At 70.6% G+C, this 22,149-nt stretch carries 19 protein-coding genes; 14 read left to right on the top strand and 5 right to left on the bottom strand.

What is annotated here, in order from left to right; all coding sequences use genetic code 11:
- The first annotated feature begins 273 nt into the window (after positions 1-273).
- The 3 genes from F8O02_RS04885 to F8O02_RS04875 all read left to right on the top strand — a co-directional run bounded on the left by F8O02_RS04885 (position 274) and on the right by F8O02_RS04875 (position 3,086).
- Entirely contained in the window at positions 274-1,182 is a 909-nt protein-coding gene (locus tag F8O02_RS04885; RefSeq protein WP_158036127.1) for a MetQ/NlpA family ABC transporter substrate-binding protein, read from the top strand.
- A gap of 208 nt (positions 1,183-1,390) precedes the next feature.
- Positions 1,391-2,419 carry a methionine ABC transporter ATP-binding protein gene (locus F8O02_RS04880; RefSeq protein ID WP_158036126.1) on the top strand — a complete coding sequence of 343 codons (1,029 nt, stop codon included), beginning with the start codon at positions 1,391-1,393 and terminating at the stop codon, positions 2,417-2,419.
- Position 2,420: 1 nt separating this feature from the next.
- Positions 2,421-3,086 carry a methionine ABC transporter permease gene (locus F8O02_RS04875; RefSeq protein WP_158036125.1) on the top strand — a complete coding sequence of 222 codons (666 nt, stop codon included), beginning with the start codon at positions 2,421-2,423 and terminating at the stop codon, positions 3,084-3,086.
- Positions 3,087-3,102: 16 nt separating this feature from the next.
- On the opposite strand, the gene F8O02_RS04870 is transcribed toward F8O02_RS04875, so the two are convergent.
- Together F8O02_RS04870 and F8O02_RS04865 are read right to left on the bottom strand one after the other, a co-directional pair.
- The gene (locus F8O02_RS04870; protein ID WP_158036124.1) at positions 3,103-3,621 is read right to left on the bottom strand and encodes a Rho termination factor N-terminal domain-containing protein; all 519 of its coding nucleotides are present in this window, start codon (positions 3,619-3,621) and stop codon (positions 3,103-3,105) included.
- Positions 3,622-3,763: 142 nt separating this feature from the next.
- On the bottom strand, positions 3,764-4,777 hold the full coding sequence (locus F8O02_RS04865; protein WP_158036123.1) for a bile acid:sodium symporter family protein: 1,014 nt from the start codon (positions 4,775-4,777) through the stop codon (positions 3,764-3,766).
- A 385-nt stretch (positions 4,778-5,162) separates the two neighbouring features.
- Between F8O02_RS04865 and F8O02_RS04860 the strand changes: the two genes are divergently transcribed.
- The 3 genes from F8O02_RS04860 (at position 5,163) to F8O02_RS04850 (ending at position 8,521) form a co-directional block, all read left to right on the top strand.
- Entirely contained in the window at positions 5,163-5,471 is a 309-nt protein-coding gene (locus F8O02_RS04860; protein WP_158036122.1) for a chorismate mutase, read from the top strand.
- Between the two features lie 2 nt (positions 5,472-5,473).
- Positions 5,474-6,949, top strand: coding sequence for a cardiolipin synthase (gene cls / locus F8O02_RS04855; protein WP_158036121.1), 1,476 nt, complete (start codon positions 5,474-5,476; stop codon positions 6,947-6,949).
- 237 nt (positions 6,950-7,186) lie between these two features.
- Positions 7,187-8,521, top strand: a complete 1,335-nt coding sequence (locus F8O02_RS04850) for a cation:dicarboxylate symporter family transporter (RefSeq protein ID WP_158036120.1) — start codon at positions 7,187-7,189, stop codon at positions 8,519-8,521.
- 121 nt (positions 8,522-8,642) lie between these two features.
- On the opposite strand, the gene poxB is transcribed toward F8O02_RS04850, so the two are convergent.
- The gene (gene poxB / locus F8O02_RS04845) at positions 8,643-10,370 is read right to left on the bottom strand and encodes a ubiquinone-dependent pyruvate dehydrogenase (protein ID WP_158036119.1); all 1,728 of its coding nucleotides are present in this window, start codon (positions 10,368-10,370) and stop codon (positions 8,643-8,645) included.
- A gap of 347 nt (positions 10,371-10,717) precedes the next feature.
- Here poxB and F8O02_RS04840 point away from each other — a divergent pair, with 347 nt between their 5' ends.
- The 6 genes from F8O02_RS04840 to F8O02_RS04815 all read left to right on the top strand — a co-directional run bounded on the left by F8O02_RS04840 (position 10,718) and on the right by F8O02_RS04815 (position 16,892).
- Positions 10,718-11,734 carry a TerC family protein gene (locus F8O02_RS04840; RefSeq protein ID WP_158036118.1) on the top strand — a complete coding sequence of 339 codons (1,017 nt, stop codon included), beginning with the start codon at positions 10,718-10,720 and terminating at the stop codon, positions 11,732-11,734.
- A 174-nt stretch (positions 11,735-11,908) separates the two neighbouring features.
- Complete coding sequence (gene leuC, locus F8O02_RS04835; protein ID WP_158036117.1) at positions 11,909-13,438, top strand: 3-isopropylmalate dehydratase large subunit; 1,530 nt, start codon at positions 11,909-11,911, stop codon at positions 13,436-13,438.
- Entirely contained in the window at positions 13,438-14,037 is a 600-nt protein-coding gene (leuD, locus tag F8O02_RS04830; RefSeq protein WP_158036116.1) for a 3-isopropylmalate dehydratase small subunit, read from the top strand. The genes leuC and leuD overlap by 1 nt, the downstream gene beginning before the upstream one ends.
- A 1-nt stretch (position 14,038) precedes the next feature.
- Entirely contained in the window at positions 14,039-14,782 is a 744-nt protein-coding gene (locus tag F8O02_RS04825) for a lysophospholipid acyltransferase family protein (RefSeq protein WP_225734119.1), read from the top strand.
- Positions 14,779-15,807, top strand: coding sequence for an NAD(P)H-dependent glycerol-3-phosphate dehydrogenase (locus F8O02_RS04820; RefSeq protein WP_158036115.1), 1,029 nt, complete (start codon positions 14,779-14,781; stop codon positions 15,805-15,807). The genes F8O02_RS04825 and F8O02_RS04820 overlap by 4 nt, the downstream gene beginning before the upstream one ends.
- Entirely contained in the window at positions 15,804-16,892 is a 1,089-nt protein-coding gene (locus tag F8O02_RS04815; protein WP_158036114.1) for a D-alanine--D-alanine ligase family protein, read from the top strand. The genes F8O02_RS04820 and F8O02_RS04815 overlap by 4 nt, the downstream gene beginning before the upstream one ends.
- A 60-nt stretch (positions 16,893-16,952) precedes the next feature.
- On the opposite strand, the gene F8O02_RS04810 is transcribed toward F8O02_RS04815, so the two are convergent.
- On the bottom strand, positions 16,953-17,453 hold the full coding sequence (locus F8O02_RS04810; protein ID WP_158036113.1) for a DUF3515 family protein: 501 nt from the start codon (positions 17,451-17,453) through the stop codon (positions 16,953-16,955).
- Complete coding sequence (locus F8O02_RS04805; RefSeq protein WP_158036112.1) at positions 17,450-18,106, bottom strand: RsmD family RNA methyltransferase; 657 nt, start codon at positions 18,104-18,106, stop codon at positions 17,450-17,452. Before F8O02_RS04805 ends, F8O02_RS04810 begins: the two co-directional genes overlap by 4 nt.
- 102 nt (positions 18,107-18,208) lie before the next feature.
- On the opposite strand from F8O02_RS04805, the gene F8O02_RS04800 reads away from it, so the two are divergent.
- Positions 18,209-20,641, top strand: coding sequence for an ATP-dependent DNA helicase RecG (locus F8O02_RS04800; protein WP_179416345.1), 2,433 nt, complete (start codon positions 18,209-18,211; stop codon positions 20,639-20,641).
- Positions 20,642-21,248: 607 nt separating this feature from the next.
- Positions 21,249-22,061, top strand: a complete 813-nt coding sequence (locus F8O02_RS04795) for an ATP-binding cassette domain-containing protein (protein ID WP_158036111.1) — start codon at positions 21,249-21,251, stop codon at positions 22,059-22,061.
- Positions 22,062-22,149: the final 88 nt, after the last annotated feature.

Below are 22,149 nucleotides of genomic sequence, written 5' to 3'. Positions count from 1 at the left end.
TGATTCGGGCCCGGTGGCGCGGAATCGATGCCGAGGCGCGTGGGGCCGCGGCCGCGCTGCGGGGCGGTGACCCGGCGGGGTCGGCACGCGTGCGTCGCAGGAGTGCTCTCGGGCAGCGGTCGAGGAGGAAGACCGCCTTCAGCGCCTCGCGCTGTTACCGCGGATGACGTCCCGACTGGCATCGGGGGCCGCCGGGCTGGCACGATGGGGCACGTTGTCCCGCCGCGGAACCCCCGCAGCGGCGACGCAGGTGACAGCGAAAGGGGACCCATCATGAAGATCTCGAAGAGGAAGCTCATCGGACTGGCCGTCGGCGTGCCGCTCATCGGCGCCCTGCTCACCGGCTGCGCGAGCGGATCGGGGCAGTCCGACGCGGAGAAGGGCAGCGAGGGCAATCCCGTGCGCATCGGCGTCGTCGGCGCGAGCGATCCGCAGTGGCCGGCGTTCGAGGACGCGGCGAAGGACGCTGGCATCAGCGTCGACATCATCGACTTCACCGAGTACACGCAGCCGAACCCGGCGCTCGCCGAGGGCGAGCTGGACCTCAATGAGTTCCAGCACATCATCTACCTGGCCAACTACAACGTGCAGAACGACCAGGACCTCACCCCGATCGGCGCGACCGCGATCTACCCGCTCGGCCTGTACTCGAAGCAGTACCAGTCGGTCGACCAGATCCCGGAGGGCGCGACCGTCGCCGTCCCCGCGGACGAGACGAACCGCGCCCGTGCGCTCGGCGTGCTGCAGGACGCCGGGCTGATCACGCTCAGGGGAGACTGGACGGCGGTGACCGACACCCGCGACGTCGATGAGGGCGCCTCGAAGGTCAAGGTGACGGAGCTGTCGGCCGACCAGACCGCCAACAGCCTCGACGACATCGCCGGCGCCGTCGTCAACAACGACTTCCTGAAGAACGCCGGACTCGTCGGCCAGCAGCCGCTCGCGCAGTCTGACGCCGACAGCGAGAGCGCGAAGCCGTACATCAACGTCTGGGTCTCACGCGCCGAGGACAAGGACGACGAGACCTACAACCGTCTGGTGAGCATCTTCCAGGACACCCAGTCGGTGCAGGACGGCCTGCAGGAGGCCAGCGGGAACACCGCCACGCTGCTGAAGACTCCGGCCGACGAGCTGCAGCAGCTGCTCGCCACCACCGAGGATCAGATCCGCTCGCAGCACTGATCGGGCTCACGCATCGGCATCCGCGGTCGATGTGTGGCAGGGTCGAGGGGCGGCGCCGCAGCGTCGCCCCTCGTGCCGTGCGAGGACGGGAGCGTCGCAGCGACGAGGAGGTCGACCGCGGCGACAGCGAACACGACGTGCGGTCGTGGCCGGTCATGACCGCCGGCGCACATGAGGGCGGGCCGGGGAGCAGAAGAGAGGAAACGGGATGTCGATCATCACGCTGGAGCACGTCTCCAAGGCCTATCCGTCCCCGGGGCGGGGCGGTGACCCCGTCACCGCCGTCGACGACGTCTCCGTGGAGATCGCCGAGGGCACCATCACAGCGGTCATCGGCTACTCCGGGGCGGGCAAGAGCACGCTCGTGCGGCTGATCAACGCCCTCGAGCCGGTCACCTCCGGCCGCGTCGTCGTGCGCGGGCAGGAGCTCAGCGCGCTGCCCGAGCGGCAGCTGCGCCGAGCCCGACGCGACATCGGGATGATCTTTCAGCAGTTCAACCTGATGGAGTCGAAGACGGTCTTCCGCAACGTGGAGTTCCCGCTGCGCCTGGCCGGGATTCCGGCGGAGCGTCGGCGGGAGCGGGTGCGGGAGCTGCTCGACTTCGTCGGGCTCGCCGACCGTGCCGACAACCATCCCGACCAGCTCTCCGGCGGGCAGAAGCAGCGGGTGGGCATCGCCCGCGCGCTGGCCACCTCGCCGAGTGTGCTGCTCGCCGACGAGGCGACGAGCGCGCTCGACCCCGAGACGACCCAGGACGTGCTGGAGCTGCTGCGCCGTGTCAACGACGAGCTCGGCGTCACCATGGTCGTCATCACCCACGAGATGGACGTGGTGCGCGCCCTCGCCGACCAGGTCGTCGTCATGGAGCACGGCCGGGTCGTCGAGCAGGGTGACGTCTACCGCGTCCTCTCTGACCCGCGTCAGCCGGTCACCCGGCGGTTCATGCGGACGCTGGTGCGGCCCACGCCGCCGCACGCGGAGTTCGCGGAGCTGCGGCGGCTGCACCCCGGACGGCTGCTCAGCGTGCGCGTGCGCGATGATCACGACGTGCAGGGGCTCGTCGAACGGGTCGCCGGCCGCGAGGGCGTCTGCGCCGAGCTCGTCTACGGCGGGGTGAACACCGTGCAGGGGCGTGGGTTCGGGTATCTGCTCCACGAGCTCACCGGGCCCGCCGACGCGGTCACCCGTGCGGTCGACGAGCTCACCGCGGACGAGTGCATCGAGGAGGTCGCCTGACATGCGCACCACTGACTGGGGAGAGATCATCCCCGACCTGATCGAGAGCACCGGGCAGACGCTCTACATGGTCGTCATCGCGCTGGCGATCGGCGGCGTGCTGGGCCTCGGCGTCGGCCTGCTGCTGTATCTGACCCGGCGCGGCAACCTGCTGGAGAACCGGTTCGTCTTCCAGCTGCTCAACGTGCTGGTGAACTTCTTCCGACCGATCCCGTTCGTCATCCTCATCGCCGCGCTGCAGCCGCTCGCCAGAGCGGTGATCGGCATCGGCATCGGCATCCAGGCGGCGACGTTCACCATGGTGTTCGCCGCGACGTTCGGCATCGCCCGCCTGGTCGAGCAGAATCTCGTCACGGTCAACCCGGGCGTCATCGAGGCGGCCCGGGCGATGGGTGCCGGCCTGCCGCGCATCATCTTCTCCGTGCTCATCCCGGAGGGACTCGGCGCGCTGATCCTGGGGTACACGTACGCGTTCGTCGCGATCGTCGACATGTCGGCCATCGCCGGTGTCGTGGGCGCCGGCGGCCTCGGCAACTATGCGATCCAGTACGGCTACCGTCAGGCGAACCCGACGATCACGTGGGCGACGGTCATCGTCATCGTGCTCATCGTCCAGATCGTCCAGGGGCTCGGCAACTGGCTGGCCCGCCGTCGGCTGCGCCGCTGACCCGGGACGGGGCCGGTCAGCCGAGCAGCTCGATCAGCTGCGCCTTCGTCATCTGCGAGTAGCCGCCCAGCCCGCGCTCGCGGGCGAAGGCGCGCAGCTCGGCGACGGTGCGCGCGGAGAGGTCCGCGGGGCGGTCGGCCGGTGTCGCCGGCTTCGTCGCTCCGCCCCTCGCCCGTTTCGCGGCGCCGGTGCTCGTCCTCCCGGCGGTGTGTGCGGCTCCTGCGCTCTTCGTGCCCGCGCGCTTCCTGCCCGCGTCCGTCTTCGCCGCCTTCCCCGCAGCGCGTTTCGCGGCTCCGCCTGCGGGGGCCGGCGCCTTCGGCGTCGCGACCTCGGGCGTCCTGACCGTGGACCGGGTGTTCAGTCGTTCCTGTGCTCGCTGGGCGAGCAGCTCCAGGGTGTGCTCGAGCTCGCGGGCCTCACGCCGCGCGGACTTGTCAGCCCTGTCGGCCAGTCGCCGCGCCTCCTTGACGGCCTTGCGCGCCTTCTTCAGCGCATCCGTCGCGGCCTGCTCGGCCTTGCTGTGCTTCTTCCCCATGATGCCGCTGCCTTTCTCGACGTGGCGGTCAGGGCCACTCGGCGCTGACAGGGCTGATGCTACCAATGCCGGGTGAACCGCGGGGCCGTGGAACGCGACGACCACGGATGCGCCACCGTCGCCGCGGCCCCCGGCGATGGACTCAGGCCTTCGCCGCCGCGGGAGAGGAAGACATCACGCCCGTCGCCGGGTCGATCCCGTTGCGGTCGTCATGCCGTCGCCACAGCGACGAGAGGACCGAGCCGGAGATGTTGTGCCAGACGCTGAAGAACGTCGAGGGGATCGCGGCGATCGGGGTCGCGGCGAACGCCTTGAGCGCGAGGGTCGCGCCCAGCGCCGAGTCCTGCATGCCGACCTCGAAGGTGATCGCCTTCTGCTGCGCGTAGCCGAAGCCCATCGGGTACACCCGGAACATCATCCGGCTGAACAGCCAGCCGAGCAGGTACCCGAGCAGGTTGTGCAGCATCACCACGGGGAGGAGCAGCGCCGTGTCCGTGGACAGCAGCTTGTCGTGGTTCACGGCGACGACGACACCGATGATGAGCAGGATCGCGATCTGCGAGACGGCGGGCAGCACCGGTGTGACCCGCTCCACGCGGTCGCCGAGGAGGGCGTGCACGACCAGGCCGAGGACGATGGGGACGAGCACCACCTCGAGCGCGCTGAGGAACAGCTGCTTCGTGGGGATCTCGACGTACTGGCTCGCGAGGGTCTGCATGATCAGCGGGATCATCACCGGGGCGAGCAGGGTCGAGAGCAGGCCGATCGACACGTCCAGGGCCACGTCGCCGCGGGAGAGGAAGGACATGACGTTGGAGGACGTGCCCGACGGGCAGCTGCCCACGAGGATCACGCCGACGGCCAGCGCGCCATCGAGCCGGAACACCCAGCAGAGGAGGACGGCGATCAGCGGCATGATCACGAAATGGGCGACGGTGCCGAGGATGACCCCGATCGGCATCCTGATGATGCGCGCGAAATCGTGGACGGTCAGGGTCAGCCCCATGCCGAACAGGACGATGCCGAGCAAGTAGCCGGTGTACGACTTCGCCCACAGGCTCGTGCCGGGGACCAAATAGTTGAAGACCGTCCAGGCGAGGACGATCGCGGTGAACCATTTCGTCAGCCAGGCGCCGAAACGCTCGATGGAGGCCATGGTGATGCTGCTCCTGTGAGAAGAGACGGATGCGGACGGCGATCGCCGTCCGCGAGCCCGGCCGTCCCGGCGGGATCTCCCCGGTCATCGGTCGGTGCATCGGCCCGCCGTGAAGGGGCGAGGGCCGCCAGCGCGTCCTCGGCGGGGAGGAGAGGCGGGCAGAGGACGCGCGACGGCCGGGTTCTTGGCCACGTCGTGCCGTCCGGGCCGACGCCTCACACCGTAGCACCGGGCTCGGCGGGGAGGGAAGAGGGGCGTCGTCTCACCGCCTGCCGGTCCGCGCGATCATGCCCGGGCGGCGGGGCGCCGCCCGACGCGACCCGCCGCCGGGCCGTGTCGGGAGAGCGGAGGGCTGGTGGCCGTCGGGGCCGGCTAGAATGACCCCATGGCCCAAGACGAGGTGGAGATCCCTGAGCGACTGCTGCAGCTGCGCGAGAGCATCGACAATTTCGATGCGGCCTTGGTGCACATCCTCGCCGAGCGGTTCAAGTGCACCAAGGAGGTCGGCGAGCTGAAGGCCCAGCTCGGTCTGCCCGCATCGGACAAGGCTCGCGAGCGGGAGCAGATCGCCCGGCTGAAGGCGCTCGCCGTGGAGTCGAACCTCGACCCGGAGTTCGCCGAGAAGTTCCTCAGCTTCATCATCGCCGAGGTGATCCACCACCACATCGCCGCCGCGTCGCAGCAGACGGAGTGATCATGGCCACGCTCGGCGTCTCCGGCTGGGTGCTGCTCGGCCTGATGGCGCTCGACGTCGTCATCCGCGTCATCGCCCTGCTCGTGGTGCCCCGCAACCGCACGCCGGCGTCAGGCACGGCCTGGCTGCTGACGATCTCGTTCCTGCCGTTCGTGGGCATCCTGCTGTTCCTCGTCATCGGCACGAACCACCTGCCGCGCGAGCGGCGGCTCAAGCAGGAGCTCGCCGCCCGACGCATCGGCGGCCGCTCCCCGTCGTTGCACGTGGAGACCGGGCTCGTCGGCGCGCCCGACTGGTTCACCGAGGTCATCGAGCTCAACCAGCGACTGAGCGGCATGCCTCTCGTCGGCGGCAACCACGTCCACATCCACGAGGACGCAGCCGAGGCGTTCGCGCGCATGGTCGACGACATCGACCGCGCCCGCCATCGCGTGCACGTGCAGTTCTACATCCTCGCGTACGACGAGACGACGGCGCCCCTGTTCGCGGCGCTGCAGCGGGCCGTCGCCCGCGGGGTGAAGGTGCGGGTGCTCATCGACTTCTGGGCCTCCCGGCGCACGGCGGGGTTCCGGCGCACCCGCCGCGAGCTGGAGGCGACGGGGGCCGACTGGACGTACATGCTGCCGCTGGAGCCGCTGCGGGGCCGGTTCCAGCGTCCCGATCTGCGCAACCATCGCAAGATCGTCACGATCGACGGCGAGATCGGCTATACGGGATCCCTCAACCTCATCCACCCGAGCTACCACAAGCGCAAGGCGATCCGCCGCGGCATGCACTGGGTGGATCTCATGGCCCGGTTCGACGGGCCGGCCGTCGCCGAGCTCGACGCGGTGTTCGCCACGGACTGGTTCATCGAGTGCGGCGAGGAGGTGCTCGAGGAGACGCTCACCGAGCGCTTCGCGCGTGACGTCCACGAGCTGCGCGGGCCGGTGCACTGCCAGATCGTCGCCAGCGGGCCCGGGTACGCGAACGAGTCGAATCTCAAGATGTTCCTCGCCCTGCTGTACCACGCGCGCACGTCGGTGCAGATCGTCAGCCCTTACTTCGTGCCCAACGAGGCGATGCTGTACGCGCTGACGAACATCACGGCGCGCGGGGTGCGGGTGGACCTGTACGTGTCGGAGATCGCCGACCAGTTCCTCGTGCAGCATGCGCAGAGCTCGTACTACGAGCAGCTGCTGCGCATGGGCGTGCACATCTGGCGGTACCGGGCGCCGAACCTGCTGCACACGAAGTACGTCGTCGTCGACCAGCTCGTCTCGGCGCTGGGGTCGAGCAACATGGACATGCGCTCGTTCACGCTGAACATGGAGGTCACGGTGCTGCTGTACGGGGAGGGTCCCGCCGACGCGCTGGAGCGCATCGCGAAGGACTACCGGGCGAACAGCACGCAGCTGACCATGGAGGAGTGGCGGCAGCGGTCGGTGCCGCAGACGATCGCCGACAACCTCTGCCGGCTGACCTCGTCGCTGCAGTAGCACGGTCTCGCCGCACGGCTGGGCGAGGGAGGACGTGACTGGGCGGGGGATGTACGACGTGGCCGGGGCGTCGTCGACCGGTGCCGGCGGGATGACCGCGCAGCGCGTACGACTTCGACTTGCGTCAGACGCGACTCGGCGCTATAATCCAGCAGTTCGCCGCAGTGCTGCCGGGACCGGCCGTCATGCGACGGGCGCCATCCCGAAAACGCACCACTTCGATGAAGAAGGACAGCAATGGCGAGCTCAGCAGTGACCTCAGCATCCCCCGCGCCATCATCCACGACGCCCAAGAAGAAGCGATCGAGTTTCTGGCTCTACGCGCTGGTCATCGCCGCGGCGGTGCTCGGCGTGATCTTCGGCTTCATCTTCCCGCACCAGGCCGTCAGCCTGAAGATCCTCGCGACCGGGTTCGTCAACCTGATCAAGATGCTCATCGTGCCGATCATCTTCACCACGATCGTGCTGGGCATCGGCTCGATCGCCAAGGCGGCCACGGTCGGCAAGATCGGCGGTCTCGCGCTGCTGTACTTCATCATCATGTCGTTCGTCGCACTGGTGATCGGCCTGACCGTCGGCAACATTATCAAGCCCGGCGAGGGTCTCGACATTGGCGAGATGCTCAACAGCGGCTCGAGCAGCGCATCGAGTGACACCGGCACGATCCAGGACTTCGTGCTCGGCATCATCCCGGACAGTCTCTTCGCCCCGTTCACCGACGGCGAGGTCATCTCGGGTCTGTTCGTCGCGCTGCTCGTCGGCTTCGCCGTGCAGGGCATGGGCGAGAAGGCGCAGCCGGTGCTGAAGGTCGTCGAGTATCTGCAGAAGATCGTCTTCCGCATCCTGAACATGATCATGTGGGTCGCCCCGATCGGCGCCTTCGGCGGCATGGCCGCGCTCATCGGTGCGACCGGCTGGGGCGGCCTCGGCAGTCTCATCGCCGTCATGGTCGGCTTCTACATCACCTGCGCCCTGTTCGTGTTCCTCGTGCTCGGCGCGATCCTGTACGCCTTCACCCGCGTCAACGTGTTCAAGTTCCTGGGATACCTCGGCAAGGAGTTCCTGCTGATCCTCGCGACGAGCTCTTCCGAGACCGCGCTGCCGCGGCTGATCGCCAAGATGGAGCACATCGGTGTCGACAAGGCCGTGGTGGGCATCACTGTGCCGACCGGCTACTCGTTCAACCTCGACGGCACGGCCATCTACCTGACCATGTCGTCGCTGTTCATCGCGGACGCGATGGGCACGCCCATGAGCATCGGCGAGCAGATCGGCCTGCTGCTGTTCATGATGATCGCCTCGAAGGGCGCGGCGGGGGTCTCCGGTGCCGGCATCGCGACGCTGACCGCCGGTCTGCAGGCCGCGCGCCCCGATCTGGCCCAGGGCACCAGCATCGTGCTCGGCATCGACCGGTTCATGTCCGAGGCCCGCGCGCTGACGAACTTCGCCGGCAACGCGATCGCCACGCTGCTCGTGGGCACCTGGACGAAGGAGGTCGACCGCGACCGCGTCACCAAGGTGCTCGCCGGCGAGCTGCCTTTCGACGAGGCGAGGTTCGAGGGCGGCGAGTGACGCCTGCTGCTGCCGTGACCTCGGTCGCGGCATGAGCGAGGGCCCCACCGGGTGAACCGGCGGGGCCCTCGTCGTGTGCGTGTGAGTGCGTCGGGCTCGAACCGCCCGGGCCCGGGCTGGCTCAGAACAGCTGACGCCAGTTCGTGCGCGTCAGATCGAGCAGCTCGTCACCGCGGCCGGACATCACCGTGCGCAGCGCGTACAGCGCGAAGCCCTTCACCTGCTTCGCCTCGATCGCCGGCGGCATCGAGAGCTCCTGCCGGGTGGTGACCACGTCGACCAGGGCGGGGCCGTCGTGCTGCAGCGCCGCCTCGAGTGCGGGGCGCAGTTGGCTCGGCCGGTCCACACGCAGGCCGAGGATGCCGGCGCCCTCGGCGAGCTGCGCGAAGTCCGGGTTCGTCATGCCCGTGCCGAAGTTGACGAAGCCGGCCGCCTTCATCTCGAGTTCCACGAAGTTCAGCGAGCTGTTGTCGAACACGACGACCTTCACCGGCAGCCGCTCTTGATTCAGCGTCAGCAGGTCGCCGAGCAGCATCGTCAGCCCGCCGTCGCCGCTGAGCGTGATCACCTGCCGGTCCGGGGCAGCGCTCTGCACGCCGATCGCCTGCGGGATCGCATTGGCCATCGACCCGTGCGTGAACGAGCCGATCAGCCGGCGTCGGCCGTTCATGGTCAGGTAGCGGGCGGCCCACACCACCGGCGAGCCGACGTCGGGCAGGAACACCGCGTCGTCGTCCGCGAGCTCGTCGAGCACTCGCGTGACATGCTGCGGATGCAGCGGGCCCTCGTCGCGCCGGCCGGGCTGGGCCAGATCGTCGAGCCGCTCGCGCGTGCGGGCGTAGTGGCGGCGGGAGTCCTCGAGATGAGCGCGGTCGGTGTGACGGTGAAGCAGCGGCAGCAGCGCCCGGATCGTGTCGCCGGTGTCGCCGACGAGGCCGATGTCCACCGGGGTGCGCCGGCCGATCTGCTCGCCGCGCACGTCCACCTGGATGATCGTGGCGTCCTTCGGATAGAACTGCTGGTACGGGAAGTCGGTGCCGAGCACGAGCAGCACGTCGGCCGCGTCGATCGCCCGGTACCCCGAGGCGAAGCCGAGCAGGCCCGTCATGCCCACGTCGAACGGGTTGTCGTACTCGATGAACTCCTTGCCGCGCAGGGCGTGCACGATCGGCGCGGCGAGCGTGTCGGCCAGGCGGATCAGCTCGTCGTGCGCGCCCTGCACGCCGGCTCCGGCCAGGATCGTCACCCGCCGGGCCCCGTTGAGCACGTCGGCGGTTCGGGCGAGCTCGTCGTCGGACGGGCGGATCACCGGATGCGCTCGCGTCACCGTGGCGACGCGGTCATCGACGGCCTCGGCGAGGGCGACGTCCCCGGGGATGACGAGCACGGCGACGCCACGGCGCTCGATGGCCTCGCGCATCGCGATCTCCAGCAGCCGGGGCATCTGGGCGGGGGAGGAGACGAGCTCGGCGTACACGCTGCACTCCCGGAACAGTTCCTGCGGGTGTGTCTCCTGGAAGTAGCCGCTGCCGATCTCCTCGCTGGGGATGTGCGCGGCGATCGCGAGCACGGGCACGCGCGAGCGGTTCGCGTCGAACAGGCCGTTGATCAGATGCAGGTTGCCTGGGCCGCACGAGCCCGCGCACACGGCGATCTCGCCGGTGATCTGCGCCTCGGCGCCGGCGGCGTATGCGGCCGACTCCTCGTGGCGCACTTGCACCCAGCGGATGCGGCCGTCGCGGCGGATGGCGTCGGTGACGCCGTTGAGCGAGTCGCCGGCGAGTCCGTAGACGCGTCGCACCCCGTTGTGGTGCAGCATCTCGATCATGTTCTGGGCGACGGTGGTCATGGTGCCTCCTCGGAGCGGGCGGGTCGGGGAGGCCTGCTCCGAGGCCGACTATAGGGAGAAGTCGTGTGGTCTGACCACTTTGCCCGACAGATGTATGCGACTGGTGCACGACTGGTGCGCCAGACGCCTCCGTCCGGCGCGTCACCCCGGGCCAGTGCGCCGCGACGTCACGCGGCGGCGGGATGCTAGAGTGTCACCTCAGCGAAGGGGAGTATCCCGCCAGCCCGCGGTCGTCAGTACGTCGGATTCCTCCGGCCGGTCCGGGTGCGCGCTGCAGGCGCGTGGGAGAGACTTTCGGGCCGCCGGCGACGCCGACGGATCACCGACCCTTCGAGAGGAATCCTTCGATGCAGCCATTACCCGTCGCCTTCGAGATCGGCTCGACGATCGCCCTGCTGCTCGTGCTCGTGTTCGACATCCTCCTCGTCGTCAAACGCCCGCACGTGCCGTCGATGAAGGAGGCGAGCTTGTGGGTCGGGTTCTACGTGGCGCTGGCCCTGGCCTTCGCCGGCGTGCTGTTCGTCATCGGGGACGCCACCCACGGCAGCGAGTTCATCGCCGGCTGGCTCACCGAGTACTCGCTGAGCATCGACAACCTGTTCGTGTTCGTGATCATCATGTCGCGCTTCGGGGTGCCGCGGAGGTATCAGCAGGAGGTGCTGATGTTCGGCATCCTCGTCGCGCTGGCGCTGCGCGGCGTGTTCATCCTGCTCGGCGCGCAGATCCTCGAGCGCTGGAGCTTCGTGTTCTACCTGTTCGGCGCCTACCTCGTGTACACGGCGATCAAGCAGGCCTTCGGGTCTGAGGATGAGGGCGAGGGGGAGGACAACGGCTTCATCCGGATGCTGCGCCGCCGGGTGCGCATGACCGACCAGTTCGACGGCTCCCGGCTGCGCACCACGATCGACGGCCAGCGGTACTGGACCCCCATGCTCATGGTGTTCCTCGCGATCGGCACGACCGACCTGCTGTTCGCCTTCGACTCGATCCCGGCGATCTTCGGCATCACCCAGAACGCGTTCCTCGTGTTCGCGACGAACGTGTTCGCCCTGATGGGGCTGCGCCAGCTGTACTTCCTGCTCGGCGGACTGCTCGACAAGCTCGAGTACCTCAAGTACGGCATCGCGTTCATCCTCGGGTTCATCGGCGTCAAGCTCGTGCTGCACGCGATGCACGTCAACGAGCTGCCGTTCGTCAACGGCGGCGAGCCGATCGCCTGGGCGCCGGACATCAGCACGGTCGCCTCGCTCGTCGTCATCGTCGCGTCCATGGGCGTGGCCACGGTCGCCAGCCTGATCAAGGTGCGCCGCGACCGGCTGGCCGCCGGTGAGGACCTGCCGCACCCGGGTGCTGCGGAGCGGTGACCGGGTGCGGCCGGCGGTCTGAGTGGCGGCCGCCGGCGGTGGTAGAATCAGAGACCATGCACTGCCGTCGACTCCTCCTTCGTCGCCGCGGCGAGCTCCTGTCCTGACAGATCGGCCTCGCCGCGGAGTCGCGCCACGGTCTGCCGTCGACAGGAGAGAGGCACCCAGAGGATCATGTCCGCAACCAACGCACCACAGCACGCACCCGCAACCGCGTTCGCCGATCGCCCCCGCACCCTCGCCGAGAAGCTCTGGGATGCCCACGTCGTCCGTCGCGGCGAGAACGGCGGGCCCGACCTGCTGTACATCGACCTGCACCTGCTGCACGAGGTGACCAGTCCCCAGGCGTTCGACGGGCTGCGCCTGGGCGGCCGCCGCGTCCGCCGCCCCGACCTCACGATCGCCACCGAGGATCACAACACCCCGACCGACCACATCGACCAGCCGATCGCCGACCCCGTCAGCCGGCTGCAGATCGAGACCCTGCGCCGCAACGCGAAGGAGTTCGGCATCCGGCTGCACTCGCTCGGCGACCGCGAGCAGGGCATCGTCCACGTCGTCGGGCCCCAGCTGGGCCTGACCATGCCGGGGCTGACGATCGTGTGCGGCGACTCGCACACCTCCACCCATGGGGCGTTTGGATCGATCGGTCTGGGCATCGGCACCAGCGAGGTCGAGCACGTGCTCGCCACGCAGACCCTCGCGCTCAAACCGTTCAAGACGATGGCCGTCGAGGTCGAGGGCACGCTGCGCCCGGGGGTGACGCCCAAGGACATCATCCTCGCCGTCATCGCCCGCATCGGCACCGGCGGCGCCCAGGGGCACATCATCGAATACCGTGGGTCGGCCATCCGCGCCCTGTCGATGGAGGGGCGCATGACCATCTGCAACATGTCGATCGAGGCAGGCGCCCGGGCCGGCATGGTCGCGCCCGACGAGACGACCTTCGCATACGTCAAGGGGCGGCCGCACGCCCCCCGCGGCGCGGACTGGGATGCGGCGGTCGCCTACTGGCGCACGCTGCACACCGATGACGGTGCGGAGTTCGACCGGGTCGTGCGCATCGACGCCGACCGGCTCGAGCCGTTCGTCACCTGGGGCACGAACCCCGGTCAGGGCGTGCCGCTGTCGGCGACCGTGCCCGACCCCGAGGCGATCGCCGACGAGAACGACCGGGCCACGGCCCGCCGTGCCCTCGAGTACATGGACCTACGGCCGGGCACGCCGATGCGTGACATCGCCGTCGACACGGTGTTCATCGGATCGTGCACGAACGGCCGCATCGAGGATCTGCGCCAGGCCGCCTCGGTCATGGCCGGCCGGCATCGGGCGGACGGCGTGCGCGTCATGGTCGTGCCCGGTTCGGCCCGGGTGCGCGCTCAGGCCGAGGCGGAGGGCCTCGACCGGGTGTTCGAGGCGTTCGGCGCCGAGTGGCGGCACGCCGGCTGCTCGATGTGCCTCGGCATGAACCCCGACCAGCTGCAGCCCGGCCAGCGCTCGGCATCGACCTCGAACCGCAACTTCGAGGGACGCCAGGGGCGCGGCGGCCGCACCCACCTGGTCTCGCCGCTGGTCGCCGCCGCCACGGCGGTGCGCGGCACCCTCTCATCGCCGGCCGATCTCGGCATGACCGCCGTCGAGCTCGTCGGCAGTCGGGGCTTCCACCCGGCGTCCGCGTCGAACCCCGAGAAGGAGGCCCGCTGATGGAGCGGTTCACGACGATGAGCGCGGTGATCGCGCCGCTGCATCGCTCGAACGTCGACACCGATCAGATCCTGCCCGCGAAATACCTCAAGCGCGTCACGAAGAGCGGCTTCGAGGATGCGCTGTTCGAGCGGTGGCGGCAGGATCCCGACTTCGTGCTCAACGATCCCCGGTTCGCCCCGGCGCGCATCCTCGTCGCCGGCCCCGACTTCGGCACGGGGTCGTCGCGCGAGCACGCCGTGTGGGCGCTGCATGATTACGGGTTCCGCGCGGTGTTCTCGCCGCGATTCGGCGACATCTTCCGCGGCAACGCGGGCAAGCAGGGTCTGCTCGCCGGCGTGCTCGACGAGACGCAGGTGGAGCGGGTGTGGGCGCTCGTCGACGAGCGCCCCGGCCGCGAGGGCACCGTCGATCTCGAGCGTCGGGTGCTCATCGTCGGCGACGAGGAGTTCTCCTTCCAGATCGACGACGACGTGCGGCATCGCCTGCTCGAGGGGCTCGACGACGTCTCGCTGACGCTGCAGCACGAGGACGCGATCAGCGCTTACGAGGCCGGACGGGCCGCCTGGCGGCCCCGCACCCTGTCGGCGAGGTCGTGACGTGAACCAGCCTTCCCCCGCATCCCCCGCCTCGTCGCCCGCCCGCCGTGACCGCAGCGAGTTCGGCCCGCTGGCTCGGGGCGTCGCCGCCGTCGTCGTGCCGCTGACCAAGGTGCTCGCGCGCAGCGAGTTCCGCGACGTCGACCGGCTGCCCGACGGGCCGTTCATCCTCGCGGCCAATCACATCACCAAGCTCGACCCGCTGCTGATGATTCGCTTCATGTGGGAGGCCGGCCGCATGCCCCACTTCCTGGCCAAGGAGCAGCTGTTCCACATCCCCGTGGTCGGCTGGGTGATGCGGCACGGCGAGCAGATCCCCGTCGATCGGCACGCCCACGGCGGTGACTCGCTGCGCAACGCCCGCGCGTGGCTCGAACGCGGTCAGACCGTGCAGATCTACCCCGAGGGCACGCTCACCCGCGACCCCGACCTGTGGCCGATGCGCGGCAAGAGCGGGGCGGTGCGGCTGGCACAGGCGACCGGCTGCCCGATCGTGCCCGTCGCCCAGTGGGGCGCGCAGGAGATCCTGCCCCGCTATGGGAAGGGGCTGCACATCCTGCCGCGCAAGCGGTTCGTCGTCCAGGTCGGCGACCCGATCCCGGCGTCGCGGTACGCGGATCTGCACAACTCCGCCGACTACGCGCGGGCGACCGCCGAGCTCATGGGCGAGATCACCGCACTGCTCGAGACGCTGCGCGGGCCGCGCCCCGACCGCCCCACCGCCGACACGGAGGGGGCACGATGACCCGGGCGGCCGTGATCGGCGCGGGGTCGTGGGGCACCACCTTCGCGAAGGTGCTCGCCGACGCCGGGTGCGAGACCACCGTGCTCGCCCGTCGCCGCGAGATCGCCACCGGCATCCAGGTGCGCCACGCCAACGACGACTACCTGCCGGGCACGGTGCTGCCGGCCAGCCTGCACGCCACGACCGACCCGGCCCGGGCGCTCGCCGGCGCCGAGCTGGTGTGCCTGTCGGTTCCCTCGCAGCGGCTGCGGTCGGTGCTCGCCGGGGTGCGCGACGCGCTGCCGCGGGATGCGGTGATCATGAGCCTGATCAAGGGGCTCGAACGGGGCACGCAGCTGCGCATGAGCGAGGTCGTCATCGGCGAGCTCGGCTGGGCGCCGGAGCGGGTGGCCGTGCTCTCCGGGCCGAACATCGCCCGCGAGATCGCCGCCGAGCAGCCGGCCGCGGCCGCCGTGGCGAGCGCCGACGGCGCGCTGGCCGAGCGGATCGCCGCCTGCGTCACCAACCGCTACTTCAGCGCGTTCGCCAACGACGACGTGATCGGCACCGAGTACGGGGGCGTGCTCAAGAACCTCATCGCCCTCGCGGTCGGCATCGTCAGCGGGGTCGGCTACGGGGAGAACACGAAGGCGGCGATCATCACCCGCGGCCTCGACGAGATCAGCCGCTTCGCGGTCGCGCTGGGCGGTCACCCTGACACGATGACCGGCCTCGCCGGGCTCGGCGACCTGATCGCCACCTGCGAGTCGACCCTCTCGCGCAATCACACGGCCGGGCGCCTGCTCGGCGAGGGGCATCCGCTGGACGAGGTGGTGCGGCGGATGCAGCAGACGGCCGAGGGCATCGGCTCGGTGCGCCCGGTGCTCGACCTCGCCCGCGAGCACGGCGTCGACATGCCGATCGTCTCGCAGGTGTCGCTCGTGCTCGAAGGCAGAATGAACCCAGCGGATCTCACGGTGCACATCGCACCGCGCAACGAGGATGTCCTGACCGACGCCAGGGCGGGAGGAGGACGGCAGCGATGACGAGGACCAGGGTCGCCGTGGTGTTCGGCGGGCGCTCCAGCGAGCACGCGATCAGCGTGGCCACCGCCGGCGGCGTGCTCGGCGCGATCGATCGCGACCGGTACGACGTCGTGCCCGTGGGCATCACCGCCCGGGGCCGGTTCGTGCTGCAGCCGGACGCCCCCGACCGGTTCCAGCTCGCTGACGGCGTGCTGCCGGAGCTCGCCCCCTCCGACACCGAGGTGGTCTGGCCCAGCGGCGGCTCGCACGAGCTGCGCGCGGTCACACCCGAGGGCGGGCTGCGCCCGCTCGGGCGGGTCGACGTGGTGCTGCCGCTGCTGCACGGGCCGTTCGGCGAGGATGGCACGATCCAGGGTCTGCTGGCGATGTCCGGGTTGCCGTACGTCGGCTCCGGGGTGATGGCCTCCGCACTCGGCACCGACAAGGAGTTCACGAAGACGGTGCTCGGCGCCGCGGGGATCGCCGTCGGCCGGTACGCGGTCGTGCATCGCGACGACGACCGTCTCGCGATCGACGACCGCATCGCCCCACTCGGCTGGCCGGTGTTCGTCAAACCGGCCCGCGCCGGGTCGAGCGTCGGCGTGTCGCGGGTCACCCGGCCCGAGGAGCTGGACGAGGCGCTGCGCGTCGCGTTCGCCGAGGATGACAAGGCACTCGTCGAGGCGGCGGTGGACGGCCGGGAGATCGAGATGGCCGTGCTCGGCTCGCGTTCCGGGTCGGGGGTGCGGGTCTCCGCCGTGGCCGGCGAGATCGTCGTCGACGGCGACGGGTTCTACGACTTCGACGCGAAATACCTGGCCGACAGCCCGGCCCGCACGGTGTGCCCGGCCGACGTGACCGATGCCGAGCTCGCCGAGCTGCGCGACGTCGCCCGCCGCGCGTTCGAGGCGCTGGAGTGCTCGGGACTCGCCCGGGTCGACGTGTTCCTCACCGCGCATGGCGTCGTGGTCAACGAGATCAACACGATCCCCGGGTTCACCCCGATCTCCATGTTCCCGATGCTGTGGGAGGCCAGTGGCCTGCACTATCGGGAGCTCATCACCGACCTGATCGAGCAGGCGCTGGAGCACGAGCCGCTGCGCTGAGTGGGGGGTGACGGCCCGGTCGGCGCGTGCGTCTCAGGGATGCCGGGTGAGCCGCCGCCGTCACGTGCACCGCCTCGTCGCCGGGATCGCGCCCACCGCGTCCGCGAGATCGTTGAGCACCGTGTTGCCGTTGACCGCGTCCCCGTCGACGACGAGCTGCACCGCGGGATCGCGACCGTACGAGGTGAACCGGTAGGTCGGGGCGGACGAGTCATCGACGAGCCAGTCGACGTCACCGACCGTGATGCACGTCTGCGAGCTGACCAGCGGGGCCGACACCCCGCAGGTGATGATCGCGCTCGCAGGGGTGCCCCAGGCTCCGGTGGCCTGGGCGTTCGTGCTGCGGCGGCCGGCACCGGCGACCGCTCCCGGCAGTCGGGCCGACATCGCGGCGCAGGCGGGGGAGGCGGCGTCCTCGGCCGGCTGCAGCGACACCGTCGGCGCGCAGGCGGCGAGTCCCGCCCCGGCCGACACCGCGAGCAGCGCGGCGATCGTCCGATGGCCCGCGGCACGACGGCCCGCGCCGTGACGGTCCGCGACAGGTTGCGACGGTGCGGTCATCGGGGCGGCTCCGCGTCATGCGGGTGGTCTTCGCCGCATGCCCGGCCGGCGTCCGCTGCCGTCTCCGTGCCGGGTCGGGCGTCGGAGTCCGGGCCCTCGGCGAACCACAGCACCGTCTCGCCGTAACGGCGTCGCTCCCCGGGGGCGTACTCCGCCGGCCAGACGAGATCGGGGGAGCGGACGCTGCGCTCGACGACCACGTCCGCCCGCGGCGCCAGGTGGGGCAGCAGCATCCGCAGCTCGTCGGTCAGCCGCTCGCCGGGCACGGCGTAGGGCGGGTCGACCAGGACGAGGTCGAAGTCGTCCGCCGGCGGTGAGGTGAGCCAGGCGGTCACGGGCTGCTCGACGACCGTGCACCGCACGGCGCGTCCCCGGCAGGCCGCCGTCACCGCGGCCGCGTTCGCGCGGGCGACCGCCGCCGCCCGGCGCGCGTGCTCGACGGCGACGAGCACGTCAGCGCCGCGGGAGACGGCCTCGAGCCCCAGTGCGGCCGAGCCCGCATACAGGTCGAGCACGTGCATGCCCTCGAGATCCAGCCGGGCGGCGAGGCGGGAGAACATCGCCTCGCGCGTGCGCTCGGTGGTGGGGCGGGTGCGCGAGTCGGGCGTGCGCAGCGCGAGCCCGCCGGCGTCGCCGGCGATCAGACGGGTCATGGGCTCCATTCTGCCATCGGGCGGTCGGCGACAGCAGAGCCGACGTGAGGCCGCCGCTGGTCTCGGCGGAGGGGTGTCGGCGGGCGCCCCTAGACTTGGAGCATGCCCGCCGCACCCGAACGCCCTGCCGACGCCCTTGCGGCGCCGCTCGAGCGCGTGCTCGGGGCGAAGACCGCGAAGGCCCTGCATCGCGCGTTCGGCCTGCACACCGCCGGAGACCTGCTGTGGCACCTGCCGCGGCGGTACGCCCACCGCGGCGAGCTCACCCCGATCCACTCCCTGCAGCTCGAGGCGCAGGTGACGATCGTCGCCGAGGTCGTCGAGACCCACGAGCGAAGCATGCACTCCCGGCGCGGCACGATCACCGAGGCGCGCATCACCGACGGTCACGGGTTCGTCACGCTCACGTTCTTCAACCAGCCGTGGCGGGCCCAGGAGCTCGCACCCGGCCGGCGCGGTGTGTTCGCCGGCCGCATCAGCGCCTATCGCGGGTCGCTGCAGCTGGCCCACCCTGACTACGAGCTCTTCCCGGAGACGCCCGAGGACGCGGGCGCCCCCGTCGATGCGGAGGCCGCCCGCCGCGCCGGCGACTGGGCCACCCGGCCGATTCCGATCTACCCGGCCACGGCATCCCTGCCCAGCTGGCGCATCGCCCAGGCGGTCGGCATCGTGCTCGACGGGCTCGGGCCGCTGCCGGAGGTCGTGCCCGCCGGTCTGCGCGACCGCCGCGACCTGCTCGGCCGCTCCGCCGCATTCGAGGCCGTGCACCGGCCCTCCGACGACGACGAGCGCGACCGCGGGCTGCGCACGCTGCGCTACGAGGAGGCGTTCGTGCTGCAGGTCGCCCTGCACCGTCAGCGGCAGGCGATCGCATCCGTCGCTGCCGAGGCGTATCCGAGGGTGCCGGGCGGCATGCTCGACCGGTTCGACGACGGCCTGCCGTTCCCACTCACCGACGGTCAGCGGGAGATCGGTGAGACGATCGCGCGCGAGCTCGCCGGCACGCATCCGATGAACCGTCTGCTACAGGGCGAGGTGGGCTCCGGCAAGACCCTCGTGGCGCTGCGAGCGATGCTGCAGGTCGCCGACGCCGGGGCCCAGGCCGTGCTCATCGCCCCCACCGAGGTGCTCGCTGCCCAGCACATCGCGAGCCTGCATGCGATGCTCGGCCACGAGCTGTGGCAGCGGCTCATGCCCCAGCTGATCACCGGCAGCCTGCCGGCCAAGGAGCGTCGGCACGCGGCGCTCGCGGTCGCCGCCGGCCAGGCACGGCTGGTGGTCGGCACCCACGCGCTGCTGAGCGACACCACCCAGTTCGAGCATCTGGGTCTCGTCGTCATCGACGAGCAGCACCGCTTCGGCGTCGAGCAGCGGGAGGCGCTGCGTGCGAAGGGCACCGGCAGCCCGCACGTGCTCATGCTCACCGCCACGCCCATCCCGCGCACGGTCGCCATGACGGTGTTCGGCGACCTCGACATCTCCTCGCTGCATGAGCTGCCCGCCGGCCGCCGGCCCGTGTCGAGCTTCGTGGTGCCAGCCGCGGAACGGCCGCACTGGCTCGAGCGCGCCTGGCAGCGGCTGGCCGAGGAGGTCGCGAAGGGACGCCAGGGGTATGTCGTCGTCCCCGCGATCGGCGACGAGGACGCGGCGGGTGAGGGCGCCGCTGTGAGGGGCACCGTTGCGAGGGATGCCGCTTGGCGGGGTGCCGCCGGGTCCGGTGCGGCGTCCGCCGGGCCGGCGGGTCGGTGGACGGTCGAGTCGGCGGTGCACACGCTGGCGGACAATCCGGCGACCGCGCACCTGCGCGTCGCGGCGCTGCACGGGCGGATGAAGGCCGAGGAGCGCGCGCGGATCATGCGTGACTACCTTGAGCGCCGGCTCGATGTGCTCGTCGCGACCACCGTCATCGAGGTCGGCGTGAACGTGCCCAACGCGAGCATCATACTCGTGCTCGACGCCGATCGGCTCGGCGTCGCCCAGCTGCACCAGCTGCGCGGCCGGGTTGGGCGCGGGGAGCATCCCTCGCTGGCCTTGTTCGTCACGGACGCCGAGGAGGGCTCGCCCGCACGCGCTCGGGTCGAGGCGGTCGCCGCCACGAACGACGGGTTCGAGCTGGCCGAGCTGGACCTCGGTCTGCGACATGAGGGTGACGTGCTCGGCGCCTCGCAGTCGGGGCGACGGTCACATCTGCACGCACTGCAGGTCGTGCGCGACCGCAGGATCATCACGTGGGCTCACGATGACGTGGCCGATCTGGTGGCGCGCGCCGAGGCCGCGGCGGTGGGGTCGGATGCTGTGGCCGGTGCAGGTGCCGGTTCGGGTGGGGGCACGGGTGCGGGTGCTGATCCTGCGGGCGGTGCAGGCACGGACGGTGACGCTGCTTCGACGTCCGGTACCGCATCCACTCGTGTCGGTCAGGTGCGGTCTGAGCATCCGGTGCGGCACGCTCGTCTGGCAGAGACGCAGGCCGCCCTCGACGCCGAGGTCGCCCGTGTGCTCGCCGGTCTCGACGAGGGGTATCTCGGTGCGGCCTGAGCCGTACGGTTCGTTTCGAATAATCCGCAGCGGCTCGACCGTTGACTTCAGATACACCTTCTGTCGGGCTTGGGATGCGCCCTCTGCCCGGGTGCGGGTCGTTCGGTCCGCCGGCAGGATCGGTCGTCTGCCCGCCAACGTGGGCACGCATGCCGGTTGTGCCGGGGTCCTGCGCACGGATGCGGGCAGGGCGCACGGCATGCGTGCGAATCGCCAAACGGCGGATGACAGAACGTTCGTGAGAGGCCGATGACGTGAGCGGCTGTCGGCGTGTCAGGGGAAGCGCAGCAGCCATGGGGTTCGGCCGCCGCAGCGGAGACCAGCAGCAGTGGCGGCCTGCGACAGAGCTGGCTGCCACGGCAGAAGCGGGGCGAGTCGTCGGTGGTCCAGGGCGCAGGGCACGCCATTCCTTCGGGAATGAGTTGACTGACTGTTCAGTTCAGATTACATTGAGCAGTTGTACTGACCGTTCAGTCAGCATGCTGGGCACTGGGCACTGGGCACTGACTGGTCGTCCGGAGGAGGGCGTCCGTGACGAGTGCAGGGCATCGACTGGGCGGACAGCGGACACTGGCCACACAAGACAGGATCTCGAAGGAGTCGCGACATGAGCAGCACGCAGACCGCACCGGGAGCGCACGCCGCGCCGACCGGCGCCCCGGTCGTCGTCGATCTCGGCAGTGGGATGGCACCCGGCTCCGCGGCGCCGTCCGCACGGGCGGGTGCCACGGGCGTCCCCGCGGGCGAGTCGATCGTGCGGATCGCCGGCGCGGAGGTGCACGGCCCCCGCGGGGTGGTGTTCGGCCCGCTGGATGCGGTGTCCGCCACGCCGGTGACCGTCGTCGTTGGCGAGCGGGGCAGCGGTCGCACCTCACTGCTGCTCGCGCTGAGCGGCCGGATGCGGCTGAGGCACGGCGATCTGAGTGTCCTCGGCGTCTCGTCGAAGCAGGATCTCACCGGGCTGCGACGGCAGAGTGCGATCGCCGGGTTTGCCGGGATGGATGACCTCGAGGGGTCGGTCGACGTCATCGACTCGGTGCGCGAGCGCATCGCCATCGAGAGCGCCTGGTACGCGTTCGCCCCGCGACTGACCGACGAGGACGTGCATGCCCGGCTCGCCCCCGTGTTCGGGAACGTGCCGGTGCCGCATGCGCGCACGGTCAACCACTCGCTCAGCGAGCGGCAGGAGCACCTGCTGCGCATCGCGCTGGCGCTGGAGTCGCGTCCCCGTGTGCTTGTCATGGACGACCTCGACGCGATCAAGAACCCGGTGCACCGCCGTTCGGTCGCCGAGCGGCTCGCCGCCCTGGTCGCCGGCGGGCTGACCGTCATCGTCGGCAGCGCCGATCCCGGCGTCGTCGAGCTGTTCCCCGCAGGGCTCGCCACCACCGTCCACCTGCCGTCGCACACGGAAGGGTAGCCGGCGGGCCCGGAGCCCCGGAGCGGCGCCGGCCACCAGGCCGCGGCGACCGTACGGGGCGGGGCCGTTGCAGCGTCCTCATCACACT

The sequence above is a fragment of the Pseudoclavibacter caeni genome (assembly GCF_008831125.1).
Taxonomy (GTDB): Bacteria; Actinomycetota; Actinomycetes; order Actinomycetales; family Microbacteriaceae; genus Pseudoclavibacter_A; species Pseudoclavibacter_A caeni.
This window is presented reverse-complemented; position numbering and strand designations above follow the sequence as displayed.